Source organism: Devosia epidermidihirudinis (assembly GCF_000971295.1).
In the GTDB taxonomy this organism is placed as follows: Bacteria; Pseudomonadota; Alphaproteobacteria; order Rhizobiales; family Devosiaceae; genus Devosia; species Devosia epidermidihirudinis.
Genome location: NZ_LANJ01000016.1, coordinates 101,172 through 124,653 on the forward strand (window position 1 = coordinate 101,172; position 23,482 = coordinate 124,653).

25 protein-coding genes, 1 tRNA gene and 1 pseudogene are annotated in these 23,482 nt (G+C 61.6%); 15 read left to right on the forward strand and 12 right to left on the reverse strand.

Annotated features, from left to right (window positions below; all coding sequences use genetic code 11):
• The first annotated feature begins 70 nt into the window (after positions 1 to 70).
• The gene (locus WH87_RS08815; protein WP_052726480.1) at positions 71 to 589 is read left to right on the forward strand and encodes a L,D-transpeptidase; all 519 of its coding nucleotides are present in this window, start codon (positions 71 to 73) and stop codon (positions 587 to 589) included.
• A gap of 150 nt (positions 590 to 739) precedes the next feature.
• On the opposite strand, the gene WH87_RS08820 is transcribed toward WH87_RS08815, so the two are convergent.
• From WH87_RS08820 to WH87_RS08830, 3 genes are read right to left on the reverse strand one after another with little or no spacing between them, the layout of a single operon-like run.
• Entirely contained in the window at positions 740 to 1,513 is a 774-nt protein-coding gene (locus WH87_RS08820) for a creatininase family protein (RefSeq protein ID WP_046139456.1), read from the reverse strand.
• Complete coding sequence (locus WH87_RS20295) at positions 1,510 to 2,388, reverse strand: Rid family hydrolase (RefSeq protein WP_082092589.1); 879 nt, start codon at positions 2,386 to 2,388, stop codon at positions 1,510 to 1,512. The genes WH87_RS08820 and WH87_RS20295 overlap by 4 nt, the downstream gene beginning before the upstream one ends.
• Positions 2,389 to 2,397: 9 nt before the next feature.
• Positions 2,398 to 3,546 (reverse strand): mandelate racemase/muconate lactonizing enzyme family protein, encoded by a 1,149-nt coding sequence (locus WH87_RS08830; RefSeq protein ID WP_046139455.1) that lies wholly within the window; start codon positions 3,544 to 3,546, stop codon positions 2,398 to 2,400.
• 111 nt (positions 3,547 to 3,657) lie between these two features.
• On the opposite strand from WH87_RS08830, the gene WH87_RS08835 reads away from it, so the two are divergent.
• From WH87_RS08835 to WH87_RS08880, 10 genes are all read left to right on the forward strand, one after another.
• Entirely contained in the window at positions 3,658 to 4,443 is a 786-nt protein-coding gene (locus tag WH87_RS08835; protein WP_052726479.1) for an SDR family oxidoreductase, read from the forward strand.
• Positions 4,425 to 5,390, forward strand: a complete 966-nt coding sequence (locus WH87_RS08840) for a MurR/RpiR family transcriptional regulator (RefSeq protein ID WP_052726478.1) — start codon at positions 4,425 to 4,427, stop codon at positions 5,388 to 5,390. Before WH87_RS08835 ends, WH87_RS08840 begins: the two co-directional genes overlap by 19 nt.
• Positions 5,391 to 5,489: 99 nt before the next feature.
• Positions 5,490 to 6,785, forward strand: coding sequence for an ABC transporter substrate-binding protein (locus WH87_RS08845; RefSeq protein WP_046139454.1), 1,296 nt, complete (start codon positions 5,490 to 5,492; stop codon positions 6,783 to 6,785).
• A 62-nt stretch (positions 6,786 to 6,847) separates the two neighbouring features.
• Positions 6,848 to 7,732: a carbohydrate ABC transporter permease gene (locus WH87_RS08850; protein WP_046139453.1), complete on the forward strand. Its 885-nt coding sequence runs from the start codon at positions 6,848 to 6,850 to the stop codon at positions 7,730 to 7,732.
• A gap of 2 nt (positions 7,733 to 7,734) precedes the next feature.
• Positions 7,735 to 8,613, forward strand: coding sequence for a carbohydrate ABC transporter permease (locus WH87_RS08855; RefSeq protein ID WP_052726477.1), 879 nt, complete (start codon positions 7,735 to 7,737; stop codon positions 8,611 to 8,613).
• Positions 8,610 to 9,716 (forward strand): ABC transporter ATP-binding protein, encoded by a 1,107-nt coding sequence (locus tag WH87_RS08860; RefSeq protein ID WP_046139452.1) that lies wholly within the window; start codon positions 8,610 to 8,612, stop codon positions 9,714 to 9,716. The genes WH87_RS08855 and WH87_RS08860 overlap by 4 nt, the downstream gene beginning before the upstream one ends.
• 11 nt (positions 9,717 to 9,727) lie before the next feature.
• Positions 9,728 to 10,576: a fumarylacetoacetate hydrolase family protein gene (locus WH87_RS08865; RefSeq protein WP_046139451.1), complete on the forward strand. Its 849-nt coding sequence runs from the start codon at positions 9,728 to 9,730 to the stop codon at positions 10,574 to 10,576.
• Positions 10,569 to 11,558, forward strand: coding sequence for a phosphotransferase family protein (locus WH87_RS08870; protein ID WP_046139450.1), 990 nt, complete (start codon positions 10,569 to 10,571; stop codon positions 11,556 to 11,558). The genes WH87_RS08865 and WH87_RS08870 overlap by 8 nt, the downstream gene beginning before the upstream one ends.
• Positions 11,551 to 12,846 carry a phosphopyruvate hydratase gene (eno, locus tag WH87_RS08875; RefSeq protein WP_046139449.1) on the forward strand — a complete coding sequence of 432 codons (1,296 nt, stop codon included), beginning with the start codon at positions 11,551 to 11,553 and terminating at the stop codon, positions 12,844 to 12,846. The genes WH87_RS08870 and eno overlap by 8 nt, the downstream gene beginning before the upstream one ends.
• A complete protein-coding gene (locus WH87_RS08880) occupies positions 12,843 to 13,592 on the forward strand; it encodes an SDR family NAD(P)-dependent oxidoreductase (protein WP_046139448.1) in 750 nt (249 codons plus the stop codon). Before eno ends, WH87_RS08880 begins: the two co-directional genes overlap by 4 nt.
• Positions 13,593 to 14,204: 612 nt before the next feature.
• Here WH87_RS08880 and WH87_RS08885 read toward each other — a convergent pair.
• Positions 14,205 to 14,294 (reverse strand) — tRNA-Ser (locus tag WH87_RS08885).
• 263 nt (positions 14,295 to 14,557) lie between these two features.
• Here WH87_RS08885 and WH87_RS08890 point away from each other — a divergent pair.
• The 3 genes from WH87_RS08890 to WH87_RS08900 all read left to right on the forward strand — a co-directional run bounded on the left by WH87_RS08890 (position 14,558) and on the right by WH87_RS08900 (position 16,073).
• Positions 14,558 to 14,860 (forward strand): hypothetical protein, encoded by a 303-nt coding sequence (locus WH87_RS08890; protein WP_046139447.1) that lies wholly within the window; start codon positions 14,558 to 14,560, stop codon positions 14,858 to 14,860.
• 41 nt (positions 14,861 to 14,901) lie between these two features.
• On the forward strand, positions 14,902 to 15,564 hold the full coding sequence (msrA, locus tag WH87_RS08895; protein ID WP_046139834.1) for a peptide-methionine (S)-S-oxide reductase MsrA: 663 nt from the start codon (positions 14,902 to 14,904) through the stop codon (positions 15,562 to 15,564).
• A gap of 134 nt (positions 15,565 to 15,698) precedes the next feature.
• Entirely contained in the window at positions 15,699 to 16,073 is a 375-nt protein-coding gene (locus WH87_RS08900; protein ID WP_046139446.1) for an MmcQ/YjbR family DNA-binding protein, read from the forward strand.
• Here the strand turns inward: WH87_RS08900 and WH87_RS08905 are convergent.
• A complete protein-coding gene (locus tag WH87_RS08905; RefSeq protein WP_046139445.1) occupies positions 16,045 to 17,817 on the reverse strand; it encodes a hypothetical protein in 1,773 nt (590 codons plus the stop codon). The genes WH87_RS08900 and WH87_RS08905 overlap by 29 nt on opposite strands.
• A 154-nt stretch (positions 17,818 to 17,971) precedes the next feature.
• On the opposite strand from WH87_RS08905, the gene WH87_RS08910 reads away from it, so the two are divergent.
• Entirely contained in the window at positions 17,972 to 19,402 is a 1,431-nt protein-coding gene (locus tag WH87_RS08910; RefSeq protein WP_046139444.1) for an MFS transporter, read from the forward strand.
• A 65-nt stretch (positions 19,403 to 19,467) separates the two neighbouring features.
• On the opposite strand, the gene WH87_RS08915 is transcribed toward WH87_RS08910, so the two are convergent.
• The 7 genes and pseudogenes from WH87_RS08915 to WH87_RS08940 form a co-directional block, all read right to left on the reverse strand.
• Positions 19,468 to 20,103 carry a peroxiredoxin gene (locus tag WH87_RS08915; protein WP_046139443.1) on the reverse strand — a complete coding sequence of 212 codons (636 nt, stop codon included), beginning with the start codon at positions 20,101 to 20,103 and terminating at the stop codon, positions 19,468 to 19,470.
• Positions 20,104 to 20,298: 195 nt separating this feature from the next.
• Positions 20,299 to 20,799 carry a CreA family protein gene (locus tag WH87_RS08920; RefSeq protein WP_046139442.1) on the reverse strand — a complete coding sequence of 167 codons (501 nt, stop codon included), beginning with the start codon at positions 20,797 to 20,799 and terminating at the stop codon, positions 20,299 to 20,301.
• Between the two features lie 51 nt (positions 20,800 to 20,850).
• Positions 20,851 to 21,654 (reverse strand): amino acid ABC transporter permease, encoded by an 804-nt coding sequence (locus tag WH87_RS08925; RefSeq protein WP_046139441.1) that lies wholly within the window; start codon positions 21,652 to 21,654, stop codon positions 20,851 to 20,853.
• Positions 21,655 to 21,806: 152 nt separating this feature from the next.
• A complete protein-coding gene (locus tag WH87_RS08930; RefSeq protein WP_407060035.1) occupies positions 21,807 to 22,613 on the reverse strand; it encodes a transporter substrate-binding domain-containing protein in 807 nt (268 codons plus the stop codon).
• 91 nt (positions 22,614 to 22,704) lie between these two features.
• Positions 22,705 to 22,905 (reverse strand): YegP family protein, encoded by a 201-nt coding sequence (locus WH87_RS20000; protein ID WP_245622384.1) that lies wholly within the window; start codon positions 22,903 to 22,905, stop codon positions 22,705 to 22,707.
• A 12-nt stretch (positions 22,906 to 22,917) separates the two neighbouring features.
• Positions 22,918 to 23,073 (reverse strand): annotated as a pseudogene (locus WH87_RS20005) (YegP family protein); the annotation flags it as partial.
• A gap of 113 nt (positions 23,074 to 23,186) precedes the next feature.
• Positions 23,187 to 23,480, reverse strand: coding sequence for a SelT/SelW/SelH family protein (locus tag WH87_RS08940; RefSeq protein ID WP_046139438.1), 294 nt, complete (start codon positions 23,478 to 23,480; stop codon positions 23,187 to 23,189).
• Between the last annotated feature and the right edge of the window lie 2 nt (positions 23,481 to 23,482).

A 23,482-nucleotide genomic window follows, 5' to 3' on the forward strand; every position in this document is an offset into this window, starting at 1 on the left:
CTTGCTGCTGTGTATTTGCCTGCTCGGAGTGGCGAGCTGCACGAGTACGGGTCCTGCAAGGCCTGAAGCTGTGCAGGCGACCTCCTATGCGGGAGAGCCCTACAAAGTCAGGATTGTTGATCGCAGCCGGTTCGACAAACGCTTTTGGCCTGTGACCGTTGATGCGCCCATCAGCGCGCCTGCGGGCAGCATCCTGATCGATACCCAGCAACGCTTTCTCTATCTCATTGGAGGGAACGGAACGGCGAAGCGCTATGGCGTGGCCGTTGGGGCGGCGGGTCATCGCTGGTCGGGAGCAGCGACCATCGGGCGTAAGGCGGTCTGGCCCGCGTGGTACCCGACCGATGATATGCACCAACAAACGCCGAACCTGCCGCGCCGGATCGATCCGGGCCCGGGAAATCCCCTCGGGGCCCGGGCTCTCTATCTGTTCGAGGGGGGCGCCGACACGCTGTACCGCATTCATGGCACCTCTGAGCCCTGGACCATCGGCACTGAAGCGTCATCGGGATGCATCCGCATGCTCAACGAGGACGTCATCGATCTCTATGATCGCGTCAACGAAGGCGCCGCTGTATGGGTGCGCTAGAGGTCACCGTGGCAGAGGGAAATTCTGCAGCAGTGTCGCCGGACCAAGGCCGGTGGAATCACGAGCGCTCGGCAATGGCACGGCCAACGTCCCGACCGGCGGCGGTAACAAGGGCGCGCTTGCTGAGGAGGCGCTTGCTGCCGATCTCGCTCATGGGCGTGGCCCGGTGCCGGGCGCGAGGGTCTTCGCCACGGCGATCAACTGCTCGACCACGGCATCGCTTATGCGCTGACCCTTTTCGGGGGAGGCATAGGAGGGCTCGCCGACAATGCCGGAACCGCCCGAAATATCCTTCATCGAGCGATAGACGCTGCCACCGGCGCCGCGCAACATATCGCCTTCGGCCCACTCATAGGTGTGCACATAGTGCTTGCCGTCGGGGATCGGGCCGCGCACCTTTTCGGGGGCGATCAGCTGAATGAGCGAGGTCTCAAACTCGCAGGCATGACCAACGCCGAACGGGCCGCTTTCGCTGATCTCGGCCAGCGCCGTGCGCGCAAGGGTCCACCATGTCGCCATGGCGATGGTGACGCCCGGATTGTCCGAACCGAACTGTTCGACCAGCACCTGCCCGATGGCCTGATTGCCGCCGTGACTGTTGACCACGACGATGCGCTTGAACCCGGCATGGACGACGCTGTTCAGAACCTCGGTGACATAGGCCAGAAACGTCATATGGCTGACGCTGAGGGTGCCGGCGAAATCGAGGTGGTGGCGCGAGCAGCAGACCTTGACCTGCGGCAACACCAGAACCTGCTGGCCGAGTACGGTGTCGAGCCGGTCGAGAAAATGATTGCCGATCAGCGCGTCGGTGGCCACGGGCAGATGGGGGCCATGCTGCTCGATGGCGGCAATGTTGAGAAACACCGGAATGGTGCGGTCAAGCGCGTCGAATTCGACGGTGGTGAGGTCTTCCCACTTCATTTCTTGGCAGCCCACATTTCGATTTCAATTTTGAAGTCTGCCAGCAGGCCGGTCTGTACTGTGGTGCGGACGGGATGCGGCTCGGGCATGACTTCGCGATAAATGGCGTTGAACTCTGGCCAGTCGGCCAGATCGGTGACGTAGCAATTGACCTTGAACACATCGGCCAGCGTGCAGCCGGCAGCGGCCAGTTGAGCGGCGCAATTGATCAGCGTTTCCCGCGCCTGTCCGGCAAAGTCGGTCTGGCGTAGCGTGCCGCTTTGATCGACGCCCACCTGTCCCGAAATCACGACGAGGCGCGAGGCGGAGACTTCGAGCACGGGGGAATAGGGACCTGCCGTATCGTGCTGGCGCGAGGCCGGGGCGCGAATGGCGGGGGCGCTGGCAAGGGTCGCGCCCATCGGGTTGGGCAGGAAGCCGAGGAACCCGGCAATCTTCCAGACGCCATCGACGCGGCGGCAGACGTAGATGGTCTGCCAGTTGAGCACGTCAAAGCCGCCACCGGTCAGCGCCACCGAGCCATCGAACTTCTTATGGGCGATGGCGAGATCGCCGATGATGTCGATGTCGCGCAGGATGGTGCAGCGATAGGTGGCCATGCGCAGATCTTCGGCATAGCTGGCATTGGCGCCCTGTTGGGCAAAGGCGACCCAACTTTTCGCGTAGCTCTCGAGCGTCGGATACAGCGGGCGCCAGCCATCGGGATTGCCGGTCCTAAGGCCATCAATGCCGAAAAAGCCCGAAGCGTCGAAGTCGAGCGCGTGGCTGTCCCAATCGACATTGAGATAGGCCTCGATGTCGCGCCGCACCAGCATTTCCCAGATGGCGTGCCGGTCGGTGTCCGCTGGTGGGAAGGGATTGATATCGTACGACATGAATAAGCCTTAGAGCGCGAAGACGTTTTCGGACTGCTTGAAGCGCGCAATGGCTTCGGGCGATGGCGTGACGCCAAGGCCTGGACCTTGCGGCAGCGCCACATAGGGCGGACTGAACGCCAATGGGGTCTCGAGCAGATCATGCGAGCGGATCAGGCGGCCAAAAATGTCCGATGGCCAGGTGCAGCTTTTGGCGGCGGCGGCCTGATGCACATACATCGCTTCCAAAATGCCGAGATCGACTTCCGAGCCATGCCAGCAGGGCAGGTTGGCGGCGGTGGAAATGGCGTCCAGTTCCTTGAACTTGGCAAGGCCGCAATTGAAATTGAAGCCATCGACGGCGCCATGGGCCAAAGCGTTGATGGCATCATAGGGGCGCTGGCCCTGGTAGACATAGGGCAGGGAGAGATGAAGAACCACGGGCGTTGCGGTGAACGTGCGCAGCCGCGCATAGTCCTGCAACATCCAGCGTGGAATGGGATCCTCGATCAACATCAGGTTCCCGATGCGATCGAGGGCCTGCAGGCGTCGCCGCGCCTCGCCGGCATTCTCCCAGCGCTGGTTGGGATCAACGATGACCCACATGCCCGGCGCATGGTTATGGATTTCCTGGCACCAGCCGACGATATCATCGTCAAGGCCGGCCTTGAGCTTGATCGTGTCAAAGCCCTGATCCTGGAACGACTTGGCCAGCGGGCCCATCTCGTCCATTTCGCGCCAGCTGCTCCAGGAGCCGACCTTGACCTTGTCGCGCACCGCGCCGCCGAGCAGGCGATGCAGCGGAATATTCAGCGACTTGGCGGTGGCGTCCCAAATGGCGCATTCAAAGCCGTCATATTCGCGCGACAGCGGAATAGGTAGATCCTGCAGTGGCAGCTCATCCAGCGTGCGTCCGAGCAGATTCTGTGAAACGGCGCTGACGGTGGCCCAGTTGTGGTCGCGATAAAACTCGCCCCAGCCCACAGTGCCGTCAGCAAGGCGCAGTTGCAGAATGAGTTTTGGCAGCTCGTCGAACTGGACCGACCAGCCCGATTTTCCGCCCACGGGTAGCATATGGAGAGGTTTGTCGTGGCCTGGCGTGTTGACCGAGCCGGGATTGGCGGGAACGATTACTTCTTCGAAGCGCAACTCTACAATAGTGTTTGGTACCAGGCTCATCCGCATTCCCTCTGGAGATATCTCATTGATAGGTCCGCGCCTTAGTCATTGCAATCGCAAAATTACATATTTGCAAATCAGGAGTAGTTAAACTACTTTTGAAAGCGAGTAATGACGGAGGCCGAAATGGCGGATTGCGTGGTGGTGACCGGGGCGGCTGGCGATATCGGCCGGGCGCTGGTGACACTGTTTCTGGAGCGTGGAAAAACCGTCGTCGGCTGGGACATCGATCCGGTGCGACTGGCCGACAATGATGCCCTGTTTGCCGAGCGCTACACCTCCGTTGTCGTCGATATTTCGAGCGCCGACGCCGTTGCCAACGCCTATGCGGCGACCACTGCCAATGGCAGCCATGTTGCAGTTCTGATCAACAATGCCGGCGCCGTCACCGAGCCGCGTCTGGAGCAGACGGACGAGCGCGAATGGATGCGCGACATGGAGATCAATCTCAATGGCGCGTTCCGCTGCATCAAGGCGGTGCATCCGGCCATGGCTGCGGCCGGAAGTGGTGCGATCATCAACGTCGCATCCGTCAATGGCGTCGCCATGTATGGCTATCCCGGCTATAGCGCGGCCAAGGCGGGGCTGATCCAGCTGACCAAATTTGCCGCCACCGAATATGGCCCCAACGGCATTCGCGTCAACGCCATCATGCCTGGCACGGTGCGCACCAAGGCCTGGGATGAGCGGCTTGCGGTGAACCCGGCTATCATGGACAACGTCAAGAAATACTATTCGCTGCGCGATGTCTGTGCGCCATCCGACATTGTTGAGCTGGCGTGGTTTCTCGCCTATGGTCCATCGCGTATGATCACCGGCGCAGTCATTCCGATTGATGGCGGGTTGACCGCTGGCATAGGATTGGTTGCAGGCGAATTTTGCGGCGTGGAGTTCTGATCATCGACAAGCGATCCAAACTAGAAGCTGGCCCCAAAAAGGCCCCGCAGGCTCGGTCTTCGCGCGAAAATCGTCCCGATTTGCTGGAGCGGTTACAGGTCGCATCCGAAACGCTGCACAGCGCCGAACTGGAGGTCGCTCGAACGATTCTCGCCGATCCTGACTGGGTCAGTCGCTCCTCGATCAAGGCTTTGGCAGCGCGCGCCAGCGTTAGTGAGCCCACCGTGATCCGGCTGGCGCGCAAGCTGGGGTGCACCGGTTACACTGACTTCAAGCTGCAGTTGGCGGAAGATCTCGTGGTGACGAGGATGTTCCTGTCGCCCGATGCGCTGGTGCATAATTCACAGCCCGCCTCGATCGCCGAGCGCATGTATGAAGCCGCGACGCGGACCATGACCGAAGCCATGACGATGCTGAACGAAAAGGCTTTCGAGCAATCGGTGAAGCTGTTGTCCAAGGCGCGGCGCATTCAGTGCCTAGGCGTCGGCGGCAGTTCGGCTATCATGGCGCAGGAAGCGGAAAACCGGCTGTTCCGACTGGGCATTGCGGTGCAATCGAGCGCTGATCCCTACAAGTCGCGCATGATCGCGGCCATCATGGCGCCCGAAGATGTCCTGCTGTGTTTCTCGGCGACGGGCAAACCTGTGTCTGTGATCGACAGTGCCGAAATTGCCCGGGCCAATGGCGTCAAAGTCATCGCCATTGCGCCTGCCAATAGTCCACTGGCGGAAGTGGCTGATGTGAACCTCGCCATTAGCGTTTTCAACGACGAGGTCTATTTCAACCTGCCCAGCCCGACGCGTTACGCGCAGCTCTATCTGCTCGATTGCCTTGCGGCAGCCGTGGCGGTGGAATTGAGCCCGCATTCGCTGCAGCACCTGAAAAACATCCGCCGCACGCTCAGCGGTTTGCATGGCACGATGAAATTCCAGCCAATCGGCGACTAATTGCAAAACTACGCAGCTATATAGAATCGCGTTGCAAAACTACAGATGCCTTGCTAGGGTTTCTCCTGCGCCTTGAGGGGTGCGCTTCAGGAGGGATGTATGCAAAAAACTCTACTCGCCCTTGGGCTGGGGACGGCGCTGAGCGCGCTGTCATTCGGCGCTATGGCTCAGGACGGTGTAAATCTGGTCTATTGGTCGCTGTGGAACGAGCCCGAGCCCGGCGCCAATGTGATGAAGTCGCTGATCGCTGACTTCGAGGCCGCCCATCCGGGCGTGACCATCACCCCAGTGTGGAACGGGCGCCAGAACCAGACGACAGTGCGAAATGCGCTGGCGGGTGGCACCCAGATCGACATTATGGATTCCGATATGGACGGGCTCAAGGGTGGCCTGGCGGCCGCCGGGGCGCTGTTGCCATGGGATGCTGAATTGGCAGCGCCAGCGCCGGGCGGGGAAGCCGGCACTTTTGGCGATCTGTTCTATCCGCACCTGCTGGATATGGCGTCCAATGACGGCACGCTCTACCAGATCCCCTACATGCTCTACGCCTACAACATCTTCTACAGCCAGGGTGCGCTGGAAAAGGCTGGCGTCTCGGCGCTGCCCGAAGATTGGGATGGCTTTGTTGCCGCCCTCGAGCAGGTCAAGGCCAGCGGCCTCAACGGCATTGCGGTGGAAAGCGATATCGCCTTCTACAACATCAAGTGGTTCAACTACCTGATCGAGCGCGTTGCCGGTCCCGACTTCCTGATGCGCGCCACCGAAGACAAGACCGGCGAAACCTGGCGTGATCCTGCCGTGCTCAAGGCTGTCGAGCTTGAACTCGACCTGTGGGCGCGCGGGCTGATCCCGGCTGAAAGCCGCGGCTATCAGTGGCCAGCCGGTCAGCAGACCATCGCGTTTGACGAAACTGCAGTCGAGCTGGTTGGCTCGTGGCTGCCGGTGGAGCTGGCCGACACGGTCGAAGACGACTTCAAGTGGGGCGCGATCCGCTTCCCATCCGTTGAAGGTGGTCTGGGCGATGTGAACCACGTCGAGATCAACTCGCACAGCATGGCGATCCTTGCGAGCTCGACGCATGAGGCCGAAGCGCGCGAGTTCATCAAGTTTATCGCCTCGACCCCATCCCAGCAGCGCTACGCGACCGACGCCAAGATCGGCGTTGCCAATCGCAATGTCGAATGGGCTCCGGAAGTTGCCGCCGCGCGCAAGTCGCTCGATGAAGCCACGCTGATCCTTTCGGAAAACCACGGCATCAAAGCCAAGTATCCGGACTATTCGACCAATGTGTACGAGGCCCTGCATAACCAGGTGTTCCTCGGCAGCATCACGCCCGCCGAGTTCGTCGACCAGATGGTCGCGCGCACCAAGGAATTCTGGGCCAACCGCTCCTGATCGATTGCAGCGCGGATGCATAGTCTGCGCTGCACCCTCCCTCGCTTTTCCGGTGGTGTCGCGTGATACGCAAGCGGCTGATTGTGCTGTTCCTGGCTCCGGCCAGTCTGATCTATGGCGGGCTGTTTCTGGTTCCGACCCTGTCGACCTTCTATTTCTCGCTGTTCTCCTGGTCGGGGTTCGGCGAGCAGATGACCTTTATCGGTCTCGATAATTACACGCGCCTGTTCAACGACACCGTGTTCTGGCTGAGCCTGCGCAATACGCTCGCCATCCTGTTTGTCGGCGGTTTCTTCGTCTTCGGCCTGGCGTTTCTCTATACGGTACTGCTCACCTCGGGCATCTGGGGCAAGAAGTTCTTCCGGCTGGTGTTCTTCCTGCCCAATGTGGTGTCGGTCGTCGCGCTCGCCGGCATGTGGGCCTATATTTACAATCCCCGCAGCGGGCTGCTCAACACTACACTCTCGGCGGTCGGGCTGACCGATGTGGCCAAAACGCTGTGGACCTCGCCCGACAATATCTTCTGGGCCATGCTGGCCGCGCTGGTCTGGGTGTTCACCGGGTTCTTCCTGATCCTGCTGATGGCGGGCGTCGACAAGATACCGACGGACGCCTATGAGGCCGCCGATCTTGAAGGCGCTTCGCTCTGGCAGAAGTTCTGGTTCATCACCGTGCCCATGCTCTGGGACGTGATGGCGATCTCCTTCGTCATCTGGATGATCAACGCCATCAAGATGTTCGAATTCCCCTACGCCTTCGGGTTCTTGCAGGTGCCCCAGCAGCTCTACACGCTCGGCATCTACCTCTACATCATGGGCTTCGGCCAGCGCGACCCGATCTACCAGCTCGGTTATGCGACCGCCATTGGCGTCGTCATGCTGGTGATCACCTTCGTTCTCATCGTTGTCGTGCGCCGTCTGCTGCGCCGCGAGCAGCTGGAGTTTTAGGCATGAGCGATACCGTTTATCAAAGCCCGCCGCCTGCCCGCCGCATCTCGCGTGTGCCTGGCTGGGTCCGTCGCCTGCCAGCCTATTTCCTGGTCTGGATGTGGACGGCCTTCACCCTCGCCGCTATCGCCTATGTTCTGTTGAGCGCCGTCAAATCCAAGCGGGAAGTGTTGCGCTCGGGCTGGAACCTGCCGCAGGAATTCATCTGGTCCAACTTCGCCACCGCCTGGAATGTCGGGCGGCTCGGCGACTATTTCCTCAACTCGGTCATGGTGGTTGGCGGCTCGGTGTTTGCCATCCTTCTGGTCTCGACGCCCGCCGCCTATGTGCTGGCGCGCGCCAAGTTCCCCGGCCGCGAAGCGGTGACCAACCTCTTCGTGCTCGGCATGGGCATCCCCATTCCCATGCTGTTCATCCCCATCTTCGGCATCCTGTCATATTTGCGCATGACCGATAGCCTGACGGGTCTGAGCCTTGTGTTCATCGCCATCTCCATCCCGGTGACGATCTACCTGCTGACCGGCTTTTTCGCCTCGCTGCCGTCCGAGCTGGAATCGGCTGCGGTGCTAGAAGGCTGCAATGATTTTCAGGTGTTCTGGCATGTCATGCTGCCCATGGCGATGCCTGGCGTTTTGACCGCGCTGATCCTCAACCTGATCTGGCTGTGGAACGAATATCAGCTCTCTCTGGTGATCCTGAACAGTCCGGACAATCGAACGCTGCCGCTCGGGCTCTATTCGCTGCAGAACGCCATGCAGTACACAGGTGACTGGCCGGGCATGTTTGCCGGCGTCACCATCGTCATCATCCCCACCATAATCGCCTACGCGCTCCTCTCCGAAAAGATGATCGCCGGCATGACCATGGGCGCCGTCAAATGAGCCAATCAATCCCCGCCTTCGAGGCGCGCGGTGTCAGCAAGTCCTATGCGCAAACCGCCGTTCTCAAATCCATCGACCTGACCATCGAGCGCGGCGAATTCGTCGTGCTGCTGGGGCCATCGGGTTGCGGCAAGTCCACGCTGATGCGCTGCATTGCCGGGCTCGACGATATCGGTGGCGGCTCCTTCAAAATCGAAGGGCAGGACGTGACCAACGCGGCGCCCGCCGCGCGCGACGTAGCCATGGTGTTCCAGTCCTACGCGCTGTTTCCCCATATGAACGTGGCGGACAATATCGGCTTTGGCATGCGCATCGCGCGCCGCCCCAAGGCAGAGATTGCCGAGCGCGTTTTGGCCGCCGCCAAAATCCTCAAGATCGAGCATCTGCTCAATCGCAAGCCCAAGGCCCTGTCGGGCGGCCAGCGCCAGCGCGTTGCCATTGGCCGCGCCATTGTGCGCAACCCCAAGATCTTCCTGTTCGACGAGCCGCTGTCCAATCTCGATGCGGCATTGCGCAGCGAGACGCGGGTTGAGATCACAAGGCTGCACCGCCGCATCGGTAATACCATGATCTATGTGACCCATGATCAGGTGGAGGCCATGACCATGGCCGACCGGATCGTGGTGATGCGCGCAGGGGTGATCGAGCAGGTCGGCGCGCCGCTCGAACTCTACAACAATCCGCGCAACCTGTTCGTCGCGACCTTCCTTGGTCAGCCGCCGACCAATATCGTTTCGGCCAGTGTCGAGCAGTCGAGCAGCGACGCGCTGGTGCTGCGCGTCGGCAATGCCGGTCGTCTGACTCTGCCCTCGATCAATGGCGCGCTCAAGGCTGGCGAAGTTATCCGCATCGGCATTCGGCCCGAAAGTTTCTCCATCGGTTCGGGCGCCGGCATCGTGCCGGTGACGGTCGATCTGGTCGAACAGCTGGGCAATGAAACCCAGATCTACTGCCGCCTCGACGATGGCCAGTCGCTCACCCTCAATATTGCTGGGCAGATCAATCCGCCCGTGGGGTCCTCGCTCGATCTCCAGATCGCTCCCGAGCAGATCATGGTGTTCGGCGCCGACGACCAAAATCTGCGCTACAGCGCCAAACAGTAAGGAACAGTCCCATGAAGCTTTTGCGATACGGCGCGCCGGGCAAGGAACTGCCAGGACTGCTCGATGCTGAGGGGCGCTTGCGCAGCCTGTCCGGACAGATCGCCGATGTGATCGGCGCCACCATCACCCCCGATGAGATTGCCCGGCTGAGTGCCATCGATCCCAAGACCCTGCCGCTGGTGGAGGATGAGCCGCGGCTTGGCCCCTGCGTCGGAGAAGTGGGAAAGTTCATCTGTATCGGGCTCAACTATGCCGATCACGCCGCCGAAGCAGGCATGCCCATTCCGCCCGAGCCGATCATTTTCAACAAATGGACCTCGGCCATTGTCGGACCCAATGATGACGTGCTGATCCCGCGCGGCTCGAGCAAGACCGATTGGGAAGTCGAACTCGGCATCGTCATCGGTACGGCCGGCAGCTATATCGACGAGGCCGATGCGCTGGACCACGTCGCTGGCTATTGCGTCATCAATGATGTCTCCGAACGCGACTATCAGCTCAACCGTGGCGGCTCCTGGGACAAGGGCAAGGGTTGCGATACCTTTGGCCCGCTCGGCCCGTGGCTGGTGACGGCAGACGAAGTGCCGGACCCACAAAACCTGCGCCTTTGGCTCGAAGTGGACGGCAAGACCATGCAGGACGGCTCGACCGCCACCATGATCTTCAGCGTCGCCCACATTGTCTCCTATCTCAGCCAGTTCATGAGCTTGCAGCCCGGCGACGTGATCGCCACCGGCACCCCGCCCGGCGTTGGTATGGGTCAAAAGCCGGCCCCGATTTTCCTCAAGGGCGGCGAGGTCATTCGCCTTGGTATCGACGGGCTGGGCGAGCAGCGTCAGCGCGTGTTGCGCCATGACTGACACTGTCGTCGACGCACTGGTGCAGATGGGCCTCGTGGGTGAGGGAGAGAGCATCAGCCTCTCCCCGCTGACCGGCGGGGTCTCCTCGGACATCATGCTGGCCGAAGTCGGCGACCGCCACTTTTGCGTCAAGCGCGCGCTGCCCCAGCTCAAGGTGGCGGCGCAATGGCTAGCCCCGGTGGAGCGCAATGCGGTCGAAGCGGCCTATCTGCGGATTGTCGCGGGTTGGTTGCCGGGGCTGGTGCCCGAGATCTTGGGTGAGGACCGCGCGGCGGGCCTGTTCACCATGGCCTATCTGCCTGAAGAGACCCATCCGGTGTGGAAGCGCCAGCTGCTCGACGGCAAGGTCGATGTGGCGTTCGCCGCGTCGGTCGGCACGGCACTGGGGCGCATCCATAAGCGCTCGGCGGCCGATCCCGACGTGCCCGCGCAGTTCGACAACATGAACCTCTTCGAAGCGCTCCGTCTCGATCCCTATCTCCGCGCCACCGGCCGCGCGCATCCCGATCTTGCGGCAACGCTCGAAGCGTTGGCCGACAAGGTGGCTGGCACGCGCAAGGCGCTGATGCATGGCGATGTCAGCCCCAAAAACATGTTGGTGGGGCCGAGCGGTCCGGTGCTGCTCGACGCTGAATGCGGCTGCTTTGGCGATCCGGCGTTTGATCTGGCGTTCCTGCTCAATCATCTGCTGCTCAAGGCCACGCTGTTCCACACTCAGCCCGCGCCCTATCTCGCCGCCCATTCCGCCATCGCCGAGGCTTATCTCGCCGAAGTGGATTGGGAGGATCGCGACGATCTTGCCCGGCGTTGCGCGGACCTTTTGCCGGGTCTGTTACTAGCCCGTGTCGATGGCAAATCGCCTGTCGAATACCTCGATGAACCCGCCCGCGACTGGCTTCGCCAATTGGCGCGACAATTGCTGGTCACGCCGGGGACGTCGCTTTCTCAACTTCCTGATTTCTGGAGCCTGCGCCATGCCTGATACCGCAATCACTCAGATTAGGGCTCGCCGCATCTGGGATTCTCGCGGCCGCCCGACGGTCGAAGTCGACGTGACGCTGGCCGATGGCAGCACCGGTCGCGGCGTTGCCCCAGCCGGTGCCTCGCGTGGGTCGCGTGAAGCGCTCGACTTGCGCGATGGCGGCGAGCGCCTTGGTGGCTTTGGCGTCGTCAAGGCCCTGCGCGCCATCGAAACCGAAATTGCTCCTGTGCTCATCGGACGCGATGGCACCGATCAGGCCGGGATCGATGCCGCGATGATCGCGCTCGATGGCACGACGCTCAAATCCCGCCTTGGCGGCAATGCGCTGGTGGCGGTGTCACTGGCCGTGCTGCATGCAGCGGCGGCCAGCGCGGGCAAGCCGCTGTGGCAATATCTGGCTGGTGACGGTCCGGTCAGCCTGCCCATGCCCGAAATCCAGATCTTTGGCGGTGGCGCCCATGCCGGTCGGCGCATCGATATTCAGGACCTGATGGTCATGCCCATCGGCGCTAAAAGCGTTGCAGAGGCGCTTGAGATGACCGCCGAGATTTATCTCTCTGCCGGTCGCATCATGCAGTCGCGCGGGCTGATTGCCGGCGTGGCGGATGAGGGTGGCTATTGGCCCGCCTTCTCCACTAATGAAGAGGCGCTCGATACGCTGGTGGCGGCCATTGAAGGCGCCGGATTTGATCCGGCGACCGAGGCCGCGATCTCGCTCGATATCGCGGCATCCGAATTTGGCTCGAACGGCCACTATCGTCTCGGGCTGGAAAAGCGCGAGCTTGATAGCGACGCTATGTGCGACCTGTTGCTCGACTGGTGCGCGCGCTACCCGATTGCCTCGATCGAAGACCCGCTGGCCGAAGACGACCGCGCGGGCCTGATCCGCTTTACCGCTGCGGCGGGCGGCAAGGTGCAGGTGATCGGCGACGACTATCTCGTCACCAGCGCCGAAAAGGTCGAGCGGGCCGCCGCCGACAATGCGGTCAATGCCGTCTTGCTCAAGGTCAATCAGGCGGGGACCATCACCGAGACCCGCGCGGCGCTGCAAGCAGCGCAGCGCCATGGTTTTGGTACCGTCGTTTCGGCGCGCTCGGGGGAAACCGAGGATGTGGCCATCGCCCACCTCGCAGTCGGCTGGAATGCGCAGCAATTCAAGGTTGGTTCGTTTGCGCGCTCTGAGCGCACCGCCAAGTGGAATGAACTGCTGCGGATCGAAGAGGCACTCGGAGCCAATGCGCATTTTGCCGGTACGGCCGGCATTCGGGGAATAGGGAAAGCATCATGACGTCTCGTCTGGACAATCGGTCCGCCATCATCACCGGTGGCGCCCAGGGCCTTGGCTTTGCCATCGCCCAGCGCCTGCTCGCCGAGGGCGCCAGCGTGACGCTGTGGGATGTGAATGCCCAAGTGCTGGCTGAAGCACGGCAGCAATTGGCGGGTCTGGGCAAGGTCGCGGTCTTTGCCGTCGATATCACCGACGAGGCCTCGGTTGATGCGGCCGCCGCAGCGGCCGATGCAGCGGGCAGTGGCTTTGACATTCTTGTCCATAGCGCCGGGATATCTGGTCCGACCATGCCGACGGCCGACTATCCGCGCGAGGAATGGCGGCGCGTGCTCGACATCAATCTCTATGGCGCGTTTCTGGTCAATCAGGTCGTGGTGCGCCGCATGATCGCCAACAACTATGGCCGGATCGTCAACATCGCCTCCATCGCGGGCAAGGAAGGCAACCCCAATGCCTCGGCCTATTCGGCAGCCAAGGCGGGCCTGATCGGACTGACCAAAAGTCTCGGCAAGGAAACTGCCGCGCTCGACATTTCGGTCAATGTCATCACCCCAGCTGCTGCCAAGACGCGCATCCTTGAGCAGGTGAGCCAGCAGCATATCGACTATATGCTGTCCAAGATTCCGCGTGGTCGGTTCCTGCTGGTCGAGGAAGTCGCCTCTATGGTCTCCTGGCTGGTGTCGGCGGAAAACTCCTTCACCACTGGTGCAGTGTTCGACCTCTCCGGCGGCCGCGCCACTTATTGAGGCTGGTTTTTTGTGGTGTAAGCATTGTGTGTTTGAAGCAGCGGGCCTGCACCACCACCAGTGGCGGTTCGACGCGTTGCCATACCATGAGCGCAGGGAAACGCTGCCGTGTAGATAGCCGCACCCATTCTACAAACCCGGCGTCAACCATAACCTGAGTCACGATAATGATCTCGGTGGAGGCATCAGGCTTTGTCGGAACCTTTTCCCACACCCCGTTGTGAATGTGGTGCGAGCGGACCCGAAAAGCTCAGAGGACGTGTATTTGTAGCACGTCTTCACGATAAAGCATCGCCAGTAGCCCAACCCGGCGCCCCGTGAGATAGCCAGGCGCCGGCAAGAGCATCGCTCAAAATTCCCGTAGCGATGCCCTCACGCCTGCGCGACACCCGCCATAAGCAGAGCCTGCTTGCGGGTGTGCGTTGTGCTGCACCTATGGGAATACGGATCCTTGAGTCGAATCCGGAGTCAAATCGACCGGCACACGGATCTGGAAGGTCCAGGTCGAGCCTTTGCGAACCAGATACTTGGCGCACATGAGGGAGTACTTTCGGGAGTACAACCGCGCATGCCAAAGTCAGCAAAGCCAAGGATATCAAGGGTTTGAATTTATGGCGGAGAGAAAGGGATTCGAACCCTTGAGACGGTTCCCCGCCTACACACTTTCCAGGCGTGCGCCTTCGACCACTCGGCCATCTCTCCGCATCGCCTGTCCTCGGGCTGGAAAACGCCGGAGGGGTCAGCTGGTTGGCCGACGCGAGCGAGGCGCAATATACTTATCGGCGGGGTTAGCGCAAGTGATCACGTCAATGAGATGACGATTGTTTTGCGTTCGTGCCATTCCCATCTTGTGAGCGAGGCCGCGGGCATGGCAAAAAGACTTATGCACGGGGTGAATAGCTGGATCAGCCTTAACTTATCCCCGCCTGGCGCCGGGAAATGGAATGCGGTTGGTCTTTAGAATATTGGGCACCTGGTTGATTGGCCTGGCGGTGGTGTTGATTGTCGTCGACGGGACGAAGTCGCTTGGTGCCAACGCATTGGTCCTGACCACGCTGGATGATTACTGGTCGCAACTTCACGAACCCAGTCTGGCGGCTGTGGAAGATTTTTTCGCCACACGGTTTTTTGCCGACCTGCTGGATGCGGCCTTCAGGGCCGTACTGAATTATCCCGCCTTTGCCGTGATCGGCGTGCCGGGAATTGTGCTAGCCCTGCTGGGACGCGCGCGCCGCCGCGATCGATTCCTGCAGCAGGACCAGATCTGAGGCGCACGCCAAGCGTGCCGCCGCGCCTGAAAGGAAACGTCATGTTCTTCAAAACCAAGCCGACGAATCTGCCGAGTGCCGCCGAGGCCCTGCCGGGTCGCGACACCGAAATGAGCATTGTTGCCAGTCACTTCGTCAACGGCCAGCCGATCAAGGGACCCTATCCCGAGGGTGCAGAGACGATCTATCTGGGCCTTGGGTGCTTCTGGGGCGCGGAGCGCCTGTTCTGGGAGCTGCCCGGCGTGATCGTGACGGCTGTGGGCTATCAGGGCGGCATCACCCCCAACCCGACCTATGAAGAGGCCTGCACGGGCCTCACCGGCCATACCGAGGCGGTCAAGGTTGTGTTCGATCCCAAGATCATCAGCCTCGAGACGGTGCTGAAGAGCTTCTGGGAAGAGCATGACCCCACCCAGGGCATGCGCCAGGGCAATGACGTGGGCACGCAATATCGCTCGGCCATCTACACGACAACGCCGGAGCAGGCCGAGATCGTGGCCAAGAGCCGGGCGTCCTATCAGGCGGCCCTCAGCGCCAAGGGGCTGGGCACCATCACCACCGAGATTTCCCCGGCTGGCCCGTTCTACTATGCCGAGACCTATCACCAGCAATATCTGGCCAAGAACCCGAACGGCTATTGCGGTCTGGCAGGGACGGGCGTGTCGTGCCCGATCGGTCTTGGCGTGACGGCTGCGGCCGAATAATCCCAGACGCTATCCCCGCTTACCGGGGGCATCGAATCAGCTCAAATTGCGCCGATCCGGGTTAACCGGGTCGGCTTTTTGTTCACAGACTGTTAGCAAAACGAGACGGCATGGGTGAACATTATCGGCCGATAATGCGGCGAATTGAATTCGAGCGCTTCGTGCTGACCCTTCAGGGCGCCACGCTGGTGCGGCAATGGCGCGATGACTCGGTCGCCAAGGTCGGCGGCAAGATCTTTGCGCTACTCGACGATGATCCCGGTGAGCTCTGCTTCAAGGCGTCAGACATGGCCTTTGACCTGCTCTGCGACCTTGATGGTATCCGCCCCGCGCCCTATTTCGCCCGTGCGCGCTGGGTGGCAGTTTCAGAGGCCAGCCAGCTCAGCGATGACGAGATCCGGGCCTATATCACCGAAGCCCATCGCCTGATCGCGACCAAACTGACGCGCAAACTGCGCGCCGATCTCGATCTTGAAGATCTTATTGCGGCAGCACCGCAAAGACCTTGAGCGCAGCATCCGGCAGGCTCACGTCTTCGAGCCAGGCGGGCAGGGCGTCCCGGGCATAGAGATTGACGAAGCTGTCTTCGGCGCGGTCGGGCAGACCCTGCATCTCGGCCATACCGGGGCAGATGACGACGAGGCCGATGCCGCGCTCGTCCAGAATGGTGCGGGCTTCGGCAATCGGGTCATTGAAGAAGCGGAAGGCGTCACGCACGCCCTGCTGATTGCGATGATAGGGCGCAGCGACGACCGCGTGCGGCGTATAGAGCAGCATATGGGCGCCCAGATCGATTGGCGTCATCATTCGCTCGGCTGGAATGGCCGCCAGGTCTTCGAAGGCCGACGGCATCATGCAGGGGGACTTGCTGGTGCGCGCCTCGGCCACTTCCTGGGTCCGCGCCGGCAGGGCATAGCCGATGACCAGCGTGAGCAGGGTGCCGGCAAAGATGACCCAGCTGCCCACCAGAGCCAGGGCGGACCAGACACTGGCCTTGGCGAGATAGCGTTGGCGCACCACGACGATCAGCCAGGCGGCGGCCGGCATGGCGGGCATGAGGGCCAGTCGGGCGCCGCGCACCTGCGCGAACATGACCAGCGCTGACAACAGCAGGAACACCAGCAGTGCCGCCCATTCGGCGCGCTCCTCTTGGACGCGCACCAGACGATAGACGATGACGCCCAGCCCGATCAGTGTCGGCAGGCCGACGGCCAGAACCGCGGGTTGCTGCAGCACGACGGTAGTCCACGGCATGGCCTCGTTGATCGAGGCGATCCAATTGGCCTGCAGCCACGGATCGAGCGCGGCATAGGGACCCTTGAGGCATTCCGGATAGAGGGCAACGACGACGGCAAGGCCAGCCAGCGCCAGCGCGCCCAGCCAGAGCAGACGCTGCCAGGCCTGACGCGGCGCAGGCAGGAGCGTCACGATGGTGAAGGCGGCGGCCACAACCAGGGCGACACCAACATAAACCGGCGAGAGCACGTCACAGGCGGCCTCAAACCAGCGGCTGGGCGGGCGATAGAGGGCCAGATGCACAATGGAGCCAATGGCAAAGGTCAGGCCGAACAGGCGGGCAGTGCGGCCACGCGTGGGATCCAAAACCCAGATAAAGCCGAACACCAGCGCGGCGGCAGCAATGGTGGGGATGGATTCGGTGGCGATAGCGATGGCGGTGGCCGAAAGCAGGCCCGCCGCAATGGCATAGCGCGGGCGCTGGATGGCTTCGATGGTCACCCAGGCGATGGCGAGCGTCAGCACAATGATGACATTGTGGTGGTCGACGCGCCCCGGGACGAACTCGCTGATGATGGATGGCGCCAGCAGCGGCAGGATCAGCGCGGGAAAGACACCGGCCGGGCCGACCAGGCGGAGCGCCAGCCGGGCGCTCAGCCACAGCAGCACGGCCAGCAGCGCCAGTGGCCAGACATAGCCGACAGCGATATCGGCACCAGCCAAGCCAAAGAACGGGCGGAACAACAGGGTCAGCGCCGCCAGCGGCAGATCGACCAGCCGCGACCAATGGATTTCGGCGCCCCAGGGTGTGTTGAGGCGCTGCTGGATCAGATCGTACCAACCCTGGCCGTTGATGAAGTCGTGCACCACCACCATTCGCATGGCGTCATCGGTATCGTTGAAGAATGCATCATCATGGGCGCCAATGGCGTTCCGCATGATCAGGATGAACAGGGCCAGAAGAAAAGCGCCGGCGACATACCGCAGATCGGGTTTGGTGGTGGATTGACCGGTCACGGCGAGGTCCTGTGTGCAATGGTGGCCGACAGTGATCCAGCGCGAGTTAATATCGGGTGCAGGCGCCGGGCGCCCGCATAATTAAACAAGCAATTGCTTTTTTAATTATGCGGGTCTATGACGGCTGCAGATTTCTTTTCCGAAAGTACCTTTCATGTCCGCCAATTCTAGCTCTGGCAGCTGGGCCGAAATCTTTGTGCCGCGCTACGCGACCGTCACGCTGATCCTCTGCCTCGGTGTGGCGCTGCTGGCCTTCAACTCCTTCCTTGCCACCATTGCCCTGCCCACCGCCGTCGGCGAGATGGGGGGCGTCGCGCTGATTTCCTGGGCGCTGACGCTGTTTCTTGTGTTCGCCATTGTCGGCGGCTCGGGCGCTGCCCTGTTCAAACAGCGGCTCGGTTCGCGCAACGCCCTGCTCATTTCCTCCAGCGTCTTTCTGATCGGCACCCTGATTGCTGGCACCGCCGGTTCGATGGAACAGGTGCTGGTGGGCCGCGCCTTGCAGGGTCTGGGCGAAGGCATTGTTGCGGCGATCTGCTTTGCGCTGATCCCGGAACTGTTTCCCTCCCGCCTCGTGCCCAAGGTGTTTGGCCTGCAGGCCATGATCTGGGCCATTGCCGCCTTTGGTGGTCCCGCTGTGGCGGGCCTTCTGACCGAGATGGTGTCCTGGCGCGCGGCCTTCCTCGTCAGCGTGCCGCTGGTGTTGATCTTTGCCGTCATGGTGATGTTCGTCGTGCCGGTGAAAAACGCCACCAATGTCGCCAATGCCGGAACCTTCCCCGGCCTGCGTCTGCTGTTTATCGGCGTGGGCATCATGCTGGTCGCGCTGGCCGCGCTGGCTCCACCCCTGCCGGCAACAGCCCTGCTGATTGCTGCTGGCGCGCTACTGGTGGCGGCGGTCTGGCTTGATGGCCGCAGCCGTGACCGGCTGATGCCGCCCGACGCATTCCGTCCGATCTCGGTGGTGGGCACCGGGCTCTGGATGGTGCTGCTGATCAATGTGGCGGCGGCCGGTTCGGCGGTCTACCTCGTGCTGGTGCTGCAGGAAATGTGGCACTACGGCCCGACCCTGGCCGGGGCGATGGCGGCAGTGCTGGCGGTGGCCTGGAGCGCCTCCTCGATCACGGTGGCCAATGTGCGCCAGAAGGAAACCCGCAAGATCCTGATCAAGGCCGGTCCAACCCTGATCGGCACGGGTCTGGCGCTGGTGCTGGTCGGTCTGCAGCTTGATCAGGCGGCCATCGTCGTCATCGGTCAGCTGACCATCGGTTCGGGCTTTGGTATCTGCAACGGCTATCTGAACCTGACCATGATGGAAGCGGCCAGCGACGCCGAGCGCGATCGCACCTCGGCCCTGTTGCCGACGACCCAATCGGCCGGCAATGCCATCGGTGCAGCGCTGGCGGGTGTGGCCGCCAATGCGGCGGGGCTGGCAACGGCGGTGACCGCCGCCGACTACAAGATCGCCGTGGTGCCGATCTATGTGCTGGGCGTGGCAGTGGCCATTGTCGCGGTGCTGGCAGCCTGGCGCATGGTGAGCCTTGTGCGTCCGCAGGACGTCAATTCCAGCTTCGCCGTCGGCTAGGCACAAAAAAGGGCGGCAGGAGTGCTGCCGCCCAGATCGTCAGGGGAGAAACCGCAGTCGCGGCATTAGCCGCGGGGCTGTGGCACAATGCGCAGGTATGGCTTCAGTTCCGTCCAGCCTTCGGGATACTTCACCTTGGCGGCCTCGTTGGACACAGCTGGAACGATGATCACGTCATCGCCATTGTTCCAGTTCACCGGGGTCGCGACCTGATGCTTTGCCGTCAGCTGCAGGCTGTCGATAACGCGGATCACTTCATCGAAGTTACGGCCCGTCGAGGCTGGGTATTCGATCTTGAGCTTGACCTTCTTGTCCGGCCCGATGACGAACACCGACCGCACGGTCAGGGTGTTGTCGGCATTGGGATGGATCATGTCGTACTTGCGGGCGACTTCGCCCTCGGTATCGGCCAGCAGCGGGAAGTTCAGCGCCGTGCCCTGGGTTTCGGCAATATCGGCAGCCCAGCCAGCATGGTCTTCCAGCTTGTCGACCGACAGGCCCAGCACCTTGACGCCGCGCTTCTCAAATTCGGGCTTCAGCTTGGCGGTATAGCCCAGCTCGGTGGTGCAGACCGGGGTGAAATTCTTGGGATGGCTGAACAGCACTGCCCATGACCCATCGATATAGTCATGGAAATGAATCTGACCTTCGGTGGACTCAAGGGTGAAATCGGGGGCGATATCGCCGATCAGAATAGACATGCTCTTGCTTTCCTCGCGCGTCCCTGTGGGGACGGGTAACCTTCGCTCTAGAATATCGTACTGCGGGCACCGCATAGAAGCGCCACCCCGCGAAATCTTTTTATGTTCTAAGGGTCTAGCGCGCCATGTTTTTCCATGGCGTGCCGGATTTTGAGAATGACGGGATTCCAGCCAGAAAAATCGTGCCAAACGGGCCTATTTTGGGCGGGCCGGCGCACCATTGGTCCAGGTCACCTGCTCGGTGTTGAGCGGGATGACGGAAAGGCTCATCTTGGCGCTGCCCTGCTGCAGTTCGCGCGAATGGGCGAGATAGACCAGCGCATTGTTGGCCGCGTCATACATGCGCGTGACGCGCAACGACTTCCAGATCAGCGAACGGCCTTCCTTGAAGATCTCCTCGCCGCCTGAGCGGGTGGAGATATTGCCGATGGTGATGGGGCCGACCACCGAGCAATCCAGTGCCGAATAGGACGGGTCTTCAAACCAGTTGCCCTGGCTCAGCCGATCGAGGAAGGAGCGGTTGAAATAGGCCAGGTGGCAGACAACGCCCTGCACCTGGGGGTCGGCGACGGCGTCGATGGCAATATCATTGCCGGTCCAGTCGACCCCCACTGTGCCAACACCGCGGCTGTCGCCGCAGGCTGCAAGGGTCACGGCGACGACGGCAGTCATGGCGAGGGCGGCGAAGCGGTTCATCGGCGGGCTCTCCTGTGGTTGAGCGATAGATGGGTATCTTTGGCGCTATGGCTAGTGGCGGTGGTCATTGCGCAGACGCTTTTCCAGCAGACGCACCAGCAGCGAGAGCGTGATGGTCATGGTGAGATAGAGGAACGCCACGACATTATAGGTCTCAAAGAACTGGAACGTGCCGGAGGAATAGACCTTGCCCAGCTGGGTGATGTCCTGCACCCCCAGCGCCGAGACCAGCGCGGAATCCTTGATCATCGACACGAAATCATTGGCCAGAGGCGGCAGGATGGTGCGCAGCGCCTGGGGGAAAATGATCAGCCGGAAACACTTCCAGCGGGTGAACCCCAGGGCCCGCGCCGCCTCGATCTGCCCACGATCCACCGACTCGATGCCGGCGCGGAAAATTTCGGCGATGAAGGCCGAGTAGCAGATGGTCAGCGCCAGAATGGCCCGCCAGACGAAGTCGAAGTCGCGAATGGTGATGGCGCTGCCAAAGGGGCCGAGCAGCCAATTGACCCCCGATACCGCCCAGGGCGCACCGACAAAGGCGACGTAAAACAGAAACACCAGCACCGGAATGCCGCGAATGATCTCGACATAAAACGCCGCGATCTCGCGCAAGACCCGATTGCCCGACGTGCGCGCCAACGCGACCAGAAGGCCAATAAAGGTTGCGGCGGCAAAGGCGACGGCGGTGACCCAGAGCGTGGTGACAATGCCGCCCGAGAGCACGCGGAAAATCTGCGCATAGCTGTCGCTGCTGGCAATGCCCCAGACGCCGAGCACGAACAGCAGCCCGATGGCGAGCAGCCACCACGGCATGCGGGACAGAATGGAAGGCGGACGCGGTCTATAGGTCATGGCTGGTTATAAGGGTCCGCAGGCTCGTCGTCGGCACTGGAGGCCGCCTCCCGCTGAGGGGAGATCAGGAGGGATGGGCGCAGATCAGGGTCAATCGACCCACACCCTTGATCCCTCCCCACAAGGGGGAGGGCGATGACTGCAGGGCCCGATTACTGCGCGGAATTGTACTCGTAGAACCACTTCTGCTGCAGCGCATCGATGGTGCCGTCGGCCTTGATCTGGGCGAGGGCGGCGTTGATGGGCTCGACCAGGTCCGAGCCGGGCGTCAGGATGAAGCCGAAATCTTCCGAACCGAGCGGCTCGCCGACGACTTTGAACGCACCGGGATTGGCGCCGATATAGCCATTGGCCGAAGTCTGATCCATCAGCACGGTATCGACGTCGCCCGACTGCAGCGCCTGCACCGAAGCGCCGAAGGTGTCGAACAGCTTGATGCGCGGATTGGCTTCATCGCCGTCGAGCACGTCATAGACAGCGACGTAGAAATTGGTGGTGCCGGCCTGGGCACCCACCAGCAACTTGTCGTCCGGGGCAAAGCTTGCCGCATCCGTGAAGCGGGTTTCGTCAGCGCGCACCAGCATCAGCTGCTGGCTGGTGAGGTAGCTGTCGGAGAACTCGATGAGGTCGGCGCGGTCTTCATTGATGGTGATGCCATCCATGCCGACTTCAAACTGACCGTCGCGCACGGCCTGGATCATCACGTCCCAGCTCGAGAGCTGCCAATCAACCTTGGCGTTGAGGCGCTTGGCGATCTCGTTGAACAGGTCATATTCAAAGCCGACGCTCTCGCCGGTCTTGGGGTCGACGAAGTTCAGCGGCACATAGGCATTTTCGGTGACGGCGACGATGGTGCGGCCCGCCAGATCGGGCAGCGCGACCATGTCGAGAGCCTGAGCAGAACCGAGGCCGAGCGTAACGGTGGCCGCTGCGGCGGCAAGAGTCTTGGCGAAAGGCAACATGAGGCGGCAGTCTCCCGATAAGGTTTTGCCGGGAGACTAAACCAGACCTGTCACGCTTGGAACCAGAATTCCCAAGAGCCGGGCAAGATCAGGATTCGTCGACCACTTCAGCGCCCGGGCCGTTCTTCTTGACCGATTCAATCGCGTTCACCGCGCTGGCCTTGGCCTTGTAGGTCTCGGAGCGAACCATGGTTTCGCCATTGGAAGCCACGAAGCGCACAAAGAATTGGCCATCCTTGGAGCCGGCGATTTCGAAGCGATAGCCGGTGCCGGTCTCGTCCTTGGTCAGGTCCACCGTCTTGGCGTCGGGCGCGTTCTTCTTGAGCGATTCGATGGCGCCCTTGGCGCTCGCCTTGGCCTTGTAGTTCTCGGACCAGACAATGGATTCAGCGTTGTAAACAAAGGCGAATTTGAACTGTTCATTCGCTGCGGCAGTGATCTTGAACTTATGCGCCATTGACGCCGTGCCTCCTCAAAGGAGCGACCGCGACCCGGCCGCTCATCGCAAGTACAGTATCGCTATGACAAAGAAAGAAAAGACCCCTGCCTTTGCTTGCACGGGCGAGCCGGCTATTGCGGGCTGTGTCGATCGATATGGCCAAGACTGCGCTCGGGATCGATATGGTCGCGCACCATCTGCTTGAGCTGTTTGACATCGGGAAAGCCGCCGTTGCGCTTGCGCTCCCAGATCAGCTGTCCATCAAGCGTAATCTCGAAAATCCCGCCCGTTCCCGGCACCAGCGTCACCGCGCCCATTTCCAGACTGAAGGTGGAGAGCACTTCCTGCGCCATCCAGGCCGAGCGCAGCAACCAGTTGCACTGGGTGCAATAGGTGATGGCGAGGCTTGGTTTGGTGTCGGACACGA

Bases quoted from the DNA above. Each gene is read 5' to 3' on its own strand.
- WH87_RS08820 (WP_046139456.1), bottom strand. From the start codon at position 1,513: ATGAAGTGGGAAGACCTCACCACCGTCGAATTCGACGCGCTTGACCGC.
- WH87_RS20295 (WP_082092589.1), bottom strand. From the start codon at position 2,388: ATGTCGTACGATATCAATCCCTTCCCACCAGCGGACACCGACCGGCAC.
- WH87_RS08830 (WP_046139455.1), bottom strand. From the start codon at position 3,546: ATGAGCCTGGTACCAAACACTATTGTAGAGTTGCGCTTCGAAGAAGTA.
- WH87_RS08835 (WP_052726479.1), top strand. From the start codon at position 3,658: ATGACGGAGGCCGAAATGGCGGATTGCGTGGTGGTGACCGGGGCGGCT.
- WH87_RS08845 (WP_046139454.1), top strand. From the start codon at position 5,490: ATGCAAAAAACTCTACTCGCCCTTGGGCTGGGGACGGCGCTGAGCGCG.
- WH87_RS08855 (WP_052726477.1), top strand. From the start codon at position 7,735: ATGAGCGATACCGTTTATCAAAGCCCGCCGCCTGCCCGCCGCATCTCG.
- WH87_RS08860 (WP_046139452.1), top strand. From the start codon at position 8,610: ATGAGCCAATCAATCCCCGCCTTCGAGGCGCGCGGTGTCAGCAAGTCC.
- WH87_RS08865 (WP_046139451.1), top strand. From the start codon at position 9,728: ATGAAGCTTTTGCGATACGGCGCGCCGGGCAAGGAACTGCCAGGACTG.
- WH87_RS08870 (WP_046139450.1), top strand. From the start codon at position 10,569: ATGACTGACACTGTCGTCGACGCACTGGTGCAGATGGGCCTCGTGGGT.
- eno (WP_046139449.1), top strand. From the start codon at position 11,551: ATGCCTGATACCGCAATCACTCAGATTAGGGCTCGCCGCATCTGGGAT.
- WH87_RS08880 (WP_046139448.1), top strand. From the start codon at position 12,843: ATGACGTCTCGTCTGGACAATCGGTCCGCCATCATCACCGGTGGCGCC.
- msrA (WP_046139834.1), top strand. From the start codon at position 14,902: ATGTTCTTCAAAACCAAGCCGACGAATCTGCCGAGTGCCGCCGAGGCC.
- WH87_RS08900 (WP_046139446.1), top strand. From the start codon at position 15,699: ATGCGGCGAATTGAATTCGAGCGCTTCGTGCTGACCCTTCAGGGCGCC.
- WH87_RS08910 (WP_046139444.1), top strand. From the start codon at position 17,972: ATGTCCGCCAATTCTAGCTCTGGCAGCTGGGCCGAAATCTTTGTGCCG.
- WH87_RS08915 (WP_046139443.1), bottom strand. From the start codon at position 20,103: ATGTCTATTCTGATCGGCGATATCGCCCCCGATTTCACCCTTGAGTCC.
- WH87_RS08920 (WP_046139442.1), bottom strand. From the start codon at position 20,799: ATGAACCGCTTCGCCGCCCTCGCCATGACTGCCGTCGTCGCCGTGACC.
- WH87_RS08925 (WP_046139441.1), bottom strand. From the start codon at position 21,654: ATGACCTATAGACCGCGTCCGCCTTCCATTCTGTCCCGCATGCCGTGG.